This is a genomic window from Kitasatospora sp. NPDC101157 (assembly GCF_044768255.1).
Classification (GTDB): Bacteria; Actinomycetota; Actinomycetes; order Streptomycetales; family Streptomycetaceae; genus Kitasatospora.
Map to the genome: position 1 here is coordinate 170231 of NZ_JBIWPL010000014.1, position 12428 is coordinate 182658.

Genomic DNA, 12428 nt, shown 5'->3' on the forward strand with positions numbered 1-12428 from the left:
GAACTGTCAGTGGCGCATGCCAGCGTTCATCGCACACGAACACGGAGGGAAACGGACATGGGCACCTGGGACATCGGCCACTTCGACAACGACACCGCGGCGGACTTCGCCGGTGACCTCGACGGTGCCGCGCCGGACGAGCGTCCGGTCCTCCTCCGGGCGGCGCTGGAGCGCGCCGCCCGGAGGCCGGAGCACCTGGACGACGACGTGGACGTCGAGGCCGTCGCGGCGGCGGGGAGTCGGGCCGGGCCCGGCTCAGGGCGTGCCCTCGCTCGTGGTCGGTCCGGTGGTGGTGCCCTGCGTCGTCGTGGCGGTGGAGCCGGTGCTCGTCGTGGTCCTGCTGCTCGGCGGCTGAGTGAGCGTTGAGCTGCTGGTGGACATGGACGTGGACGTGGACGTGGACGTCGAACTGGACGAGGTGTTCCTCGTCGCGACGCTCTCCGAGGGCCGGCCCGCACTGGTCGAGGAGGTGGCCGAGGTCGAGCCCGTCCCGGTGGAGGCCCCGGAGGACGTCGCGCCGGACGAGGTCGCACCCGAGGACGTGGCGCCCGACGAGGTGGCTCCGGACGAGGTGGCTCCGGAGGAGGTCGCGCCCGAGGACGTGGCACCCGAGGTGCTCGGCGAGCCGGACTTGGAGGAGCTCGTGCCGGAGGTCGGGGCCGTCGCCGTCGGGCCGGTCGGCTTCCACGGCGCGGGCGGCGGGATGCCCGGAACCAGCGGGCCCGTCGGCTGGTCGACATGCTTGTCCACCACGTCGATCCGCCCGGTCAGCCGGGCGAACCAGCCGCCCGTCTCGACGTTCACCAGGACGATCTCGGTGACCGGCTTCGGCGCCGGCACCACCACGATCAGTGAGCTCGGTTGGAAGCCCGTCCAGGCCTTCCCCGTGTACTTGGCATTGCTCACCAGCACCGGCGGCTTCAGCGGGTTGCCGCAGGAGCACCGCACCCGGGGTACGCCCTGGGCGTCCACCAGGACGGCGGTGCCCGCCTGCAGCACCGACTGGTACTCGACCACGGCGCCGCTCTTGTAGCTGTGGTTGGTCACCCGGGTGTCCACCCGCAGGTACGCCGAGGTCAGGGAGCGCAGGTAGGACGGGATGGCGGACTGCTGGATCCCCGCCGCCGAGGCCCAGGCCCGGGCGGCGTCACCGCTGCCGATCATGTTGATCAGCCGCTCGGTGTCACAGCTGGGCCTGTTCATCGTGCCGCCGTACAGCCCCGCCGAACTGCCCTCCACGCTGTGCAGGACCGCCGGGGAACTGCTCTTCGCCGAACCGCCCGGCTGGCCCGGAGCGCTGCTGGGCGCGGGGGTGGGCGCGGGAGCGCTCATGCCCTGGGTTTCCACCGAAGGGGTGAAGGGGGCGGGTCCCGGATCGGACGGGGCCTGCAGGGCGACCTCGTTGGCGGTCGGAATCGCCTCGTTCTTGCCGCCCTGATTGTTGACGACCAGCACGGTGGCCACCACGGCCGCCACCACCACGGCCGCGGCCACCGACAGGCCCTTCGCGGAGCGCCACCACGGCCGGCGTGGGCCGCGGCCGCCCGCACCGGCGGAGGAGGACCCGGACGGGCCCGAGGGGGGCGGCGGTCCGGCCGCGCCGCCGCCGGACGGCGGACCGGCCAGCGGGCCGGACGGGGGACCGGAGGGCGGACCGTAGGGCGGCTCGCCCGGCGGCCCGGAGGGAGGCGGTTGGGAACTCATCGAGGCTCCGTTTCGCGGGCGGCCGGCGCGAACGGCCGACACGGGAAGCTCCTGCCACTGGCTTCCATTTCTCCCCCGGTGCCCCGTTCGCCGCAACAGCAGGTGCCGCCGCCGTCGCCGAGCGTGCACGGCCGAGGTCGGTCACCCTGGGAACGGACCAGGCCCGCTCGAACAGAGGGAGGCGGCATGCACCAGCCCACCACCGGGGCCGTCGGCCCGCCCGGAGCCGTCCGCGGCTGGCTGGACGCCCTCGCGGTCGTGCTGGCCGGGCTCGTCGCGATGGCGGCGGTGGCCGCGCTCGGGCTCTGGCTGGCCGGCGCCGACGACCTCCCGGAGGGCGGTTTCCCGCCCGTGGTCGCCGCGACGCTGGCGCTGGCCGTCGGCGGATCCGTCCAACTCGACGGTGGCGCGGGCAACTTCGCCGCGGTGGACGCCGGGATCGACGCCATGCCGCTGAGCGTTTCGCTGGTCGGCGCGGTCGTGATGGCCGAGGTGTTCCTGCGGCAACTGCGCTTCCGCGCGGTCGCCGGGGGAGGTGAACTGCTCGGCCGGATCGCCCGGACGGTGGTGCTCTGGCTGATCGCCCTGGTGGTGATCACCGTCACCGCCAAGCACACCTTCGTGATCCCGCTCGGCGGCAGCCTGGCGCAGACCATCGGCGGCGTGCTCGGTCTCACCCCCGAGGTCGGCTTCCACGCGGACGCCGCCACCACGATCGGCATCGGGCTGGCCTGGCTGCTGCTGGTGCTCGCGGCGGTCTTCGCGGTGTCCCGCCGGGCGCCGCTGCCGCCCGGCCTGCTGCGCTACCAACTCGCCGTCCGCCCGGCCGCGTTCGCACTGTGGACGGTGCTGCTCGCGTACGTGGTGATCGGCGCGGTCGCCGGGGTCGTCACCGCGATCACCCACGACAACCCCCGGCAGATCCTGGCCGTGCTGCTGCTCGCCCTGCCCGACCTGGTGTGGCTGGCCTTCGGCATCGGCCTCGGCGCCACCTGGCACGGGCGGCTGGTCGGCGCGCTCGGCCTGCCCGTCCCCGAACCGCTCAGCGCGGTGCTGCGCACCCCCGGCGGGAAGCCGGCGACCATCGACATCGGCACCCTCGCCGAGCACGACGCGCGCGTCTGGTGGCTCCTGCCGGTGGCCGCCGTGCTGCTGCTCGCCGCCGCCTTCCTCGCCGCCCGTCGCTCCCCGCGCACCGTCCGGCTCTGGCAGCACGCCGTCCGCTTCGCCGTGGCCACCGCCGTCACCATGCTGCTGGTCGGCCTGTGGACCCGGATGGACGCCGCCTACGGGCTGTCCGTGCTGGGCGTTGGCCTCGGCCAGGGCGGACTGGGAGACCTGCTCGGGGCGGTCCTCGGCGGCAGCAATCCGGCGGCGGCGCTGGGCAGCGGCAGCCTGACGCTGCGCCCCGAGCTGTGGTCGGCGGTGCCGCTGGCGGCGGGCTGGGGGCTGGTGACAGGGCTGATCGGAGCGCTGCTCGCCGCGCGGGTCCGGCGGCGTGGCGAGGTCACCCGGGACGCGGTCGGCTGAGGGCCGGCCCGGGCCGGCACCCGCGGCGGGGGTCTCAGACCGCGTCGGCGATCAGGATGACCGCGGCCGGGACGGCCTGGGTCAGGGCGCCGCGCCACACCTTCGGCTCCGAGACGAACAGGGTGATCCCGCCCGCGACCATGAAGGCCGCGACGTACAGGATGACCGGCCGCCCCGACCGGGCGTGCCCGGTGTGCAGCAGGACCAGACCCGCGACCAGACCGAGGGCCAGGAACAGGTTGTAGAACCCGACGTTGAAGCGCCACAGCCGGACCTCCGGGGCGTCCGCCGTGCTGCCGGTGAGCAGGTAGCGCACCCGTGGGTGCCCGTACAGGTAGCTCTCCAGCGGCCACACCACGAGGTGGATCGCGGCGGCGAGCATGGCGAAGACCTGGCTCACACCGTTCATGCGACGGTTCTCCCTAACGGTCCCGGGACGGAGGGTGGACGGCCGGGCCGGCCCAGGCGGGTGGGTCCGGTACGGGGGTCGGGGTGGCGGGGGCCCGGGCGACGGCGGGCACGGCCCGGGTGGCCGGTCCGCCGCCGCTCCACGGAGCGGGCACGGAGGCCGCCCGCAGCTCGGCGACGAAACCCAGACAGCTCGGGTACCGCTCGCCGGGCGTCTTGGCGAGGGCGCGGGAGACCACCGCGCCGACCGCCTCCGGCAGGTCGGGCCGCTGCTCGCGCAGTTCGGGCGGCGGGTCGTTGAGGTGCGCCCAGAGCAGGGCGAGGTCACTCTCGCGGCGGAACGGAGGGGTGCCCGCGAGCAGCTCGAAGACCACGCAGCCGAGGCTGTACTGGTCGCAGCGCCCGTCCAGCGGCCTGCCGGAGATCTGCTCGGGCGCCGCGTAGTCCAGCGTCCCGACGATCTGGCCGACGCTGGTCAGCCCGCTGAGCGACAGGGACTTCTTGGTCAGCCCGAAGTCCGCCAGGTACAGGTGCTCGGGGTGCTCGCTGTCCGTGCCGGCGGCGACCAGGACGTTGCCCGGCTTGACGTCCCGGTGCACCAGCTCGTGGTCGTGCGCGGCGTCCAGTGCGGAGGCGATCTGCAGCGCCAGCCGGGTGGCGCGCTCGATCGGCAGCGGGCCGTCCCGGTTGATCAGGGCCCGCAGATCGCCGCCCTCGACGAAGCGCATCGCCAGGTAGAGGATGCCGTCGTGCTCGCCGGCCTCGAACACCGGGACGATGTGCGGGTGGTCGATCCCCGCGGCGGCCTCGGACTCGTGCATGAAGCGCCGCCGGAACACCTCGTTGCGGGCCAGCTCGGGGGCCAGCAGCTTGACCGCGACGGTCCGGTTGAGCCGCAGGTCCTTGGCCCGGTAGACCACGGCCATTCCGCCGCGCCCGATCTCCGTCTCCAGCCGGTAGCCGGCCACCTTCCGCCCGACCAGGCCGGCCGGCAGGCTCGGCGCCGAGGGCGGCCCGGCGGGGATCACGGCTCGCCGGTCCGGGTGGGCGCGTACGGGCTGCGCACGGGCGCCGCCGTGGGGGCGGTCCGGTCGGAGGTCTTGGCGGCAGCCTCCGCGGACGCGGTCGGAGCCGCCGTCGCGGTCTTCTGGGGCGCCGCCGTGGGGGCGGTCCGGTCGGAGGTCTTGGCGGCAGCCTCCGCGGACGCGGTCGGAGCCGCCGTCGCGGTCTCCTGGGGCGCCGCCGGCACCGGGGAGACCGGGGAGACCGGCGTGGACACCGGTGCGGGCGCCGGCCGGTCGGCGGCCGCGTAGGTCTGCAACTGCAGCCCGTCGCAGTAGCACCAGCGGTCGTGCACCGGGTCGAACACCCAGAGCGCCTCGCCGTCCGCGACGAGGCCGATCCGCTGGCCGCGGGTCCGGTCCCGGAAGGCCTCCAGGTCCAGGGTGCCCGCCGCGAGGTCCTCCAGCAGGGTGCGGTGGCGGGCGAGCGCGGCCTCGGCCTCGGCGAGCGCGGGGCGCGGGTCGGCGGTGCGGGCGGGCGGGCCGCCCGCGGCGGGCGGCGGATGGGGCAGCGCGACCAGCAGCCGTCCGTCCACCCAGGCGGTCCAGCCGTTGGAGCAGAGGACCTGCGCCCAGTCGCCCTGCCGGGCGATCAGCCGGACCGGGAGCAGCGGGTCGAGCCGGGCGGACGGCCGTGCCGGGTCCGGGGCCGTCCAGGTCGCCAGGCCGTCCGGCGGGGCGACGTGGGTGGGTCGGAACGCGAACTCGTCCATGGGCGGATCGATTCCCTCCGCCGCGCGAGCCGGAGCCGGTGGCTGGAGCCGGTGGCTGGAGCCGATGGCCGGAGCCGGTGGCCGGGGCTGCGTGCGGCACTGTCACCGCAGGTCGGTTTCCACTCTACCGGCGGGGGCCGGGGCGGCTACTTGCGCATGATCGTCGGTTCGCGCCGCCGCAGCAGGGCGAGCACCGCCAGCCCGTACCCCACCGCGAGGGCGACCAAGGCGCCCAGGTCGATCAGCCAGCCGATGCGCTGGTGGTGGAACATCGGGTCCTCGGTGATCGGGCTGGGCACGATGAGCCGGTTCAGGTCGACGGTGCGGGCCATGGCGGCCAGGCCCCACCGGGACGGGATCAGCCAGGCGAACTGCTCCAGTCCGGGGACGCCGTGCAGTTTGAGCATCAGACCGCTGAAGACGACCTGGACGATCGCGAGGAGCACCAGCAGCGGCATGGTGGTCTCCTCCTTGCCGACGAACGCGGAGACGACCAGGCCGAGCACCATCGACGTGAAGGCGAGCAGCGCGATCGCGACGATCAGTTCGGGCAGCTGGGGCATCAGTACGCCGCTGGTGACCGGCGGTGGGGCGTTCGGCCGCGGCTGTGCGGTGAGCGTGACCCCGGCCAGGCCGACCACGGTCAGCAGCGCGGACTGGGCCACCGTGATGACGCCGAGCACCACCACCTTCGAGACCAGGTAGGCCGATCTGGACAGCCCGACCACGCGTTCCCGCCGGTAGATCGCGCGCTCCTTGACCACCTCGCGCACCGCGTTGGCCGAGCCGATCAGCACACCGCCGAGGCAGAGCGTCAGCAGGCAGTTGATGGCGTTCTCGTCGGTGAGCCGGGAGCCGGCCATCACCCGGCACATCGCGCCGATGAGGAACGGCAGGACGACCATCACGGTGAGGAACAGCCGGTCGGCGGCGAGCACCGCGGCGTACCGGCGCACCAGGGTGCCCAGCTGGGTGAACCAGTTCTGCGGCTTCTTCCGGCCGATCACCGGGGCGGAGGGCTCCGGCGGGTGCGCCGGGTGCGCCGCCTCGGCCGCCACGTACCGCCGGTACTGCGGCGAGGAGCGGAAACGCTGCTGGCAGACCCCCTCGGAGTCGCTCTCGAAGGCCTCGAAGGCCTCCGGCCACTCCTCCTCGCCGAAGTACTCCAGCGCCTCGGTCGGCGGGCCGTAATAGGCCGTCCGGCCGCCCGGGGCGAGCACCAGCAGGCGGTCGCAGACGTTGAGGCTCAGCACGCTGTGCGTCACCACGACCACCGTGCGGCCGGTGTCGGCCAGGCCGCGCAGCATCCGCATCACCGAGCGCTCCATGCCGGGGTCCAGGCCGGAGGTCGGCTCGTCGAGGAAGAGCAGCGAGGGCTTGGTGAGCAGTTCCAGCGCGATGCTGACCCGCTTGCGCTGGCCGCCGGAGAGGCTGGCGATCACCTGCTGGTCCCGCCCCTCCAGTCCCAGTTCACGGATCACCTCGCGGACCCGGGCCTCACGCTCGTCCCGCGCGGTGTCGCCGGGGAAGCGCAGTTCGGCGGCGTAGGACAGGGCGCGGTGGACGGTCAGCTGGGTGTGCAGGATGTCGTCCTGGGGGACGAGGCCGATCCGGCGGCGCAGCTCGGCGTAGTCGTGGTAGAGGTCGCGGCCGTCGTACAGGACGGTTCCCTCGTCGGCGGGGCGCAGCCCGGTGAGCGCGTTGAGCAGGGTGGACTTGCCGGCACCGCTGGGGCCGGCCACCGCCAGCAGCGTCCGCTCGGTGAGCGGGAAGCCCACGTCGTCCAGCAGCACCCGCTGGTCCGGGCCGACCCGCACGATCAGGTGCTGGACGTCCAGGGAGACCTCGCCGGTGTCGTCGTACTCGACCAGCCGGCCGTCGACCAGGCAGAACTCGCTGTGGCCGATGCCGACGATGTCGGCCGGGCCGATCGGGGCGCGTCGCACCGGGCGGCCGTTGAGGTAGGTGCCGTTGTGGCTGGCCAGGTCGACGATCTCGCGGCCGCCGCCCGGCAGCTCGCGCAGTTCGGCGTGGTGGCGGGAGACCAGCAGGTCGTCCAGGACCAGGTCGTTGTCGGGTGCCCGGCCGATCCGTACGGTCGGTCCTGGCAGGTCCAGGACGGCGCTCGGGCTGCGGAAGACGCTGGAACTCTGCGGGGCGAGCAGGGTCGGGTGCTCGGCGGCCGCAGGGTCGGCGGCGGGGGCGGGCAGGCCGGCGAAGGTCGCGGACGGGCCGGTGGCCGGATCGCCGAAGCGCAGCCTGGTGCCCGGGCCGATGTCCTCGCGGTCGACCCGGCGGCCCTCGTCGTAGGTGCCGTTGGTGCTGCCGACGTCCTCCAGGAGCCAGTGGCCCTCGGTGGTGCGCAGCACCGCGTGGTGCCAGGACACCCGGGGGTCGTCCAGCACGATCTCACTGGTCGGATCGCGGCCCAGGTGATAGGCCCGGGTCGGGTCGATCAGCCGGGAGTCGCGGTCGGTGACCAGAACGAGGGGCGGCGCGGTGGGTGCGCCGGGGCGCTCTCCCATGCTGGGAATTCTATCGTCGGGCGCCGCCGTCGTGCTTCGCGAACGGCCTTCCCGGATGGTGACATTGGACTGGACCACTGCCTCGGCGCGGCACTATCGTTCGGCGTGCCCGCCCCCGAGCGTTGAGATGCCGTGACCGTCTGGCCGCAGTTGCGCAGTTCCCGGACCGTTCGAGCCGGGCGCGCCGACGGCCGGGTGCTGCGCCTCGGGCTGATGGACACCGTGCTCGCGGACCTCGCCGTCTCGGTGGTGCTCTGCTTCGACCGCCCGCTGGAGGAGGACCGGCTCGCCGCCGGACTCGCCCTCGCCCTGAACGGGTGCCGGTGTTCGCCGGACGGCTGCGCGCCGACGGGGGCACGCTGCGGGCGGTCTGCGACGACTCCGGCGTGCCGCTGGCGGTCCACACCGTGGACGGCACCCTCGCCGAGGCGAGGGGACGGATCGTGGCGGCAGGAGGTCGGTGCCGACGTGGAGCGGCTGCGGGAGGCCCGGCAGGCCGAGCGGACGGCCGCTCGCTGGTTCCCCTCCGGGGAGGCACGCTTCGTCGCGGAGGCCGCCGACCCCGCCGAGCGGTCGGCCCGCTTCACCGCGCTGTGGTGCCGCAGCGAGGCCTGCGTGAAGGCGTACGGCGGGCGGCTGGCCCAGGCGCTGGGGGTGTCGGTGGCGGGGCGGCTCCCCGCTGCTGCTGACCGACCCGGGCCCGCTCGGGGGCCGGTCCGGTGGGGCTGTGCGACGTGCCCGCCCCCGGGCCGTACCGGGCCGCCGTGGCCACCCTCGGGTCGGAGCCCCCGGATGGGGCCAATCTCCTTTACTGACAAGTAATTTGATTCATCGTCACGAAATGGACGATCACCGTCGGCCGCTGGTAGCGTCCGGCCGTACCTCGGCACCTCCGCTCCTCCGCCGAGCCCTTCCCGGCGAGCCGAAAGGCGCGTACGACGTGACTGCGCACCACGCTGCACCGCACGACGCGGCACCGAACGACCCGACCCGGACCGATCGGCAGGTCACCGTCCGCTTCGCCGCGACGACCGGCGGCTCCGGCCCGCTCACCCGCGACCAGGACAACATGATCCGGTGCGTCCGCCGCGACGCCCCCGAGCAGATCAACAAGGAGTCCGTCTGGCCCGTCCCGCCCGGTGCCACGCTCGCCGCCGGTCTGGAGGCGCTGCGCGCGCTGGTCGAGCGGCACGAGTCGCTGCGGACCTCCTTCCCGCCCGGCTTCGGCCCGGACGGCTTCCCGGACAGCCAGGTGGTGCACGGGAGCGGCCGGTTTGCCGTCACCGTGGTCGAGGCGGGCGGCCTGGACGACCGGGAACTCGACGCTCTGGCCGCCGAGTCGGGGCGGGCGGACGTCGCCGTCCCGGTGGAGCTCACGGCCGTCCCGCGGATCCGCTTCACCCTGCTCGCCGACGGGCCGGAGCTGCTCCGGCTGGTCGCCGTGGTGTGCCACGCGGGCGCGGACGCCGCCGCCACCGACCTGTTGATCCAGGACTGGTACGCCCTCGCGGCCGGGAAGGAACTGCCGCCCGTCACCGCTCCGACCCCGATCCAGATCGCCGCCGCCGAGCGCGGCCGCAGGGCCGCCGCAAGGTGACCGGCGCGCTGCGGCGCTGAGCCCGGGTCCTGGCCGCCGGCCCGCAGCCCGTGTTCGCCGACTCCCGGATCACCGGCGCGCCGAGCGCGCCCGGCGCCCTGCTGGTCCGCTCCGACCGAGCGGCCGCGACCCCGGGGCCGCCGCCCGGCCCACCGCCCTCACCCGAACGTGGGACGGTGGGGCCGCCGGGCCGCCCTCACCCCAACGGGTCCTCCTCCGTCGGCCGGTCCGCCTCATCGGACGGCCGGGGAAGGTTCCAGGAGCACGCCGAGGTCGCCCCGGAGGTGAGCCCCCACGGGCTCGGCACCTCCTGGGCCTCCGCCCCGTCGCCGCCCTGCAGCGGCAGCCGGTCGATCACCGCGACCAGCGCGGGGGGCAGCTGCGGCGCCAGCCCGCGGTGCACCCGGGAGAGGATGTCGCGCCGGGTCTCCTCCGGCAGCAGCGGCCGGCTTACCCGCAACGGCCCGGGGTCCGGCGGACGTTCGGCCGTCGACAGTTGCTCGGACCAGGCCCGCCAGTAGTCCGCGTCGTCGGTCTCGCCGAGCTTCAGGTGGTGCAGGTGGAGGCAGTACGCGGCAGTCCCGCTGCCCGAACCGGCGGCGAAGCGCCACCAGAACTCGGCGCCCCCCTCCTTGCCGGTGGCGTACAGCAGCGCGCCGAAGACCTCTGCCCCCTCCGGCTGGATCCGGCGCGCGTTGACCAGCAGGTCCAGGCCCCGGGAGGCGCACGGAGCGCCCAGCACCAGGGCGACCACCAGGCCCAGTTCGAAGGCGGCCTGCTCGTGCTCCGAGGGCAGGTGGGCCGGGGCGGCGGTGAGCCGGGCCTGCCGCAGGGCCGCGATCCGCTCGGCGTGGGCGCGTTCGCGCCGGGGCACCCGGAACACCGTGCGCTTCCCGGCGGCGGTGCGCGCCCCGCCGTCCGGCTCGCCCTCCCGGCCGGTCGTCACGACCCGCCCCCGCAGTCCGGCAGTTCGCCCACCCCGAGCCGGCGCGCCAGCCGCTCCCGGGCGTGGCGGAGGTTGGAGTGCACGGTGGCCACCGGCCGTCCCAGGTAGGCCGCGATCACCTTGGCGTGCAGGCCCAGCAGGTAGCGCAGGATGACCACGTCCCGTTGCCGGTCCGGCAGTTCGAGGATCTCCGCGTACAGCCGCACCTCGTCCGCCTCGCTGTGCAGCAGCCCGGCGGCGACCTGCTTGAACGCGCCGATCACGGCCGCGAAGGTGACCGCCTCCACCTCGACCGGCTCGTCCGCGGCCACCCAGTCCCCGACGTGCCGGTTCGCCAACCGCCAGGCGTACGCCGCCGGTTCCTCGAAGCGGAGCACCTGCGGCCAGCAGCGGGCCAGGTCGGCCTTGACCGCCCGGACCACCAGCAGCGCATCGGCCTGGCTGCCTATCCGGGTCAACGCGAGGGCGTGCCAGGCGGGTTCATGGGTCTCGCAGAACGCGGCGTAGGTGAGGGCCAGGCGGGGGCCCGCCTCCGCCGGCACCGTCGTCCGCTCCGACCCGGGCGCGCCGGTGCCCTCCACGGCCGTCCCGCCACGGTGCGCGCGAACGGCGGCGCCCCTGTCGATCGTCATCGAGCCTGCTTTCCGTGGCCGTCGGCCGCTCGCCGGGCCACCCGAGGGTCGGGCTGTCGGTGCCCATCCTCTTTCCATCAGGCCCGTCACTCCAGGGTGCATGCCGAATACAGATTGTCATCCCATGTGATTGGCCAAGGGGTTGAGCTGCCGGGAGGGACGGTTGGCCCCCGGATACCTTGGGCACCAATCGGACGGTGTCCACGGTGTCCAGGGTGCCCACGGTGTCCACCGCGTCCACGGTGCCGAGGGGAAGAGGGGGAAGCCGGATGGGCCTCTACGACGGGGTCGACCTGCAGTTGAACGTGCCGCACTCGGCCCGGATGTACGACTACTTCCTCGGCGGCTTCACCAACTTCGCCGCCGACCGCGAGGCCGCCGGCCGCGTCCTCGCCTCCGCCTCCTGGGTGCGCGACGCCGCCCGCGCCAACCGCGCCTTCATGCGCCGCTCGACCCGCGTCCTCGCCCGGGCCGGCATCGACCAGTTCCTCGACATCGGTACCGGCATCCCCACCTCGCCCAACCTCCACGAGGTCGCGCAGGGCATCCGGCCCGGCGCCCGGGTCGTGTACGTCGACAACGACCCGATCGTGCTCACCCACGCCCAGGCGCTGCTCACCAGCACCCCCGAGGGCCGCACCGCCTACGTCGAAGCCGACGCCACCGATCCCGCCGGCCTGCTCGCCGAAGGCGGCCTGCGCGAGACGATCGACCTCACCCGTCCGGTCGCGCTCTCCTTCAACGCCCTGCTCCACTTCGTCCCCGACGAGGCCGGCGCGTACGGGCTGGTCGAACGCCTCAAGTCCGTGCTCGCCCCCGGCAGCGCCCTGGTGATGACCCACATCACGCCGGACTTCGCGCCCGAGGAGGTCGGCCGCATCGTCGGCGTCTACCAGGCCGCCGGCACCCCGCTGCGAGCCCGCACCCGCGTCGAGATCGCCCGGTTCTTCGAGGGCTGGACCCTCCTCGACCCCGGCGTCGTCCCCATCCCGCACTGGCGGCCCGACCCGGACGAGCCCCCCGTCCCCGCCGCCGACGCCGCGGGCTACGCGGCAGTGGCCCTCCGGCCCTGACCGCCCTTGCGAGTGCAGCGACCGGTGCCGATCGACGCCCCCGGCCGCGACGCGCGTCGCCCTGGCGGCTGCCACCGTCGCCCGCCCGCCCCCTCGCGGCCGCTGCTCCCGCAGCCCCGTTCCTCCCGATACACCCCGTCGGCCGGGTCCTCCTCTCCTGGCTGACCGGTCCCGAGGCCGCGCGCCCTGCGGCGTCGCCACTCCGCGTGGACCCGTCCCGGGGGCCTTCCTCCGTCACC

The 12428-nt window shown here is 74.7% G+C and carries 12 protein-coding genes; 5 read left to right on the forward strand and 7 right to left on the reverse strand.

Features of this window, described 5'->3' with window-relative positions:
• Nucleotides 1-57 precede the first annotated feature (57 nt).
• On the forward strand, nt 58-366 hold the full coding sequence (locus ACIRVF_RS25895; protein WP_402822298.1) for a DUF4259 domain-containing protein: 309 nt from the start codon (nt 58-60) through the stop codon (nt 364-366).
• Here ACIRVF_RS25895 and ACIRVF_RS25900 read toward each other — a convergent pair.
• A complete protein-coding gene (locus ACIRVF_RS25900; RefSeq protein WP_402822301.1) occupies nt 256-1494 on the reverse strand; it encodes a DUF6777 domain-containing protein in 1239 nt (412 codons plus the stop codon). The genes ACIRVF_RS25895 and ACIRVF_RS25900 overlap by 111 nt on opposite strands.
• Before the next feature lie 396 nt (nt 1495-1890).
• Here ACIRVF_RS25900 and ACIRVF_RS25905 point away from each other — a divergent pair, with 396 nt between their 5' ends.
• Complete coding sequence (locus ACIRVF_RS25905; protein WP_402822304.1) at nt 1891-3234, forward strand: streptophobe family protein; 1344 nt, start codon at nt 1891-1893, stop codon at nt 3232-3234.
• 34 nt (nt 3235-3268) lie between these two features.
• On the opposite strand, the gene ACIRVF_RS25910 is transcribed toward ACIRVF_RS25905, so the two are convergent.
• The 4 genes from ACIRVF_RS25910 to ACIRVF_RS25925 form a co-directional block, all read right to left on the reverse strand.
• Nucleotides 3269-3643, reverse strand: coding sequence for a DUF1304 domain-containing protein (locus ACIRVF_RS25910; protein WP_402822307.1), 375 nt, complete (start codon nt 3641-3643; stop codon nt 3269-3271).
• A gap of 13 nt (nt 3644-3656) precedes the next feature.
• Entirely contained in the window at nt 3657-4667 is a 1011-nt protein-coding gene (locus ACIRVF_RS25915) for a serine/threonine-protein kinase (protein ID WP_402822450.1), read from the reverse strand.
• Complete coding sequence (locus ACIRVF_RS25920; RefSeq protein WP_402822310.1) at nt 4667-5416, reverse strand: hypothetical protein; 750 nt, start codon at nt 5414-5416, stop codon at nt 4667-4669. The genes ACIRVF_RS25915 and ACIRVF_RS25920 overlap by 1 nt, the downstream gene beginning before the upstream one ends.
• Before the next feature lie 146 nt (nt 5417-5562).
• Nucleotides 5563-7941: an FHA domain-containing protein gene (locus ACIRVF_RS25925; protein ID WP_402822312.1), complete on the reverse strand. Its 2379-nt coding sequence runs from the start codon at nt 7939-7941 to the stop codon at nt 5563-5565.
• A 132-nt stretch (nt 7942-8073) separates the two neighbouring features.
• Here ACIRVF_RS25925 and ACIRVF_RS25930 point away from each other — a divergent pair, with 132 nt between their 5' ends.
• Both ACIRVF_RS25930 and ACIRVF_RS25935 read left to right on the forward strand, forming a co-directional pair.
• The gene (locus ACIRVF_RS25930) at nt 8074-8763 is read left to right on the forward strand and encodes a 4'-phosphopantetheinyl transferase family protein (RefSeq protein WP_402822315.1); all 690 of its coding nucleotides are present in this window, start codon (nt 8074-8076) and stop codon (nt 8761-8763) included.
• 118 nt (nt 8764-8881) lie between these two features.
• On the forward strand, nt 8882-9538 hold the full coding sequence (locus ACIRVF_RS25935) for a hypothetical protein (protein ID WP_402822317.1): 657 nt from the start codon (nt 8882-8884) through the stop codon (nt 9536-9538).
• Between the two features lie 196 nt (nt 9539-9734).
• Here ACIRVF_RS25935 and ACIRVF_RS25940 read toward each other — a convergent pair whose 3' ends face one another.
• Nucleotides 9735-10484, reverse strand: coding sequence for a hypothetical protein (locus tag ACIRVF_RS25940; RefSeq protein ID WP_402822320.1), 750 nt, complete (start codon nt 10482-10484; stop codon nt 9735-9737).
• Nucleotides 10481-11116 (reverse strand): RNA polymerase sigma factor, encoded by a 636-nt coding sequence (locus ACIRVF_RS25945; protein WP_402822322.1) that lies wholly within the window; start codon nt 11114-11116, stop codon nt 10481-10483. The genes ACIRVF_RS25940 and ACIRVF_RS25945 overlap by 4 nt, the downstream gene beginning before the upstream one ends.
• A gap of 269 nt (nt 11117-11385) precedes the next feature.
• On the opposite strand from ACIRVF_RS25945, the gene ACIRVF_RS25950 reads away from it, so the two are divergent.
• On the forward strand, nt 11386-12189 hold the full coding sequence (locus ACIRVF_RS25950) for an SAM-dependent methyltransferase (protein ID WP_402822325.1): 804 nt from the start codon (nt 11386-11388) through the stop codon (nt 12187-12189).
• Nucleotides 12190-12428 lie beyond the last annotated feature (239 nt).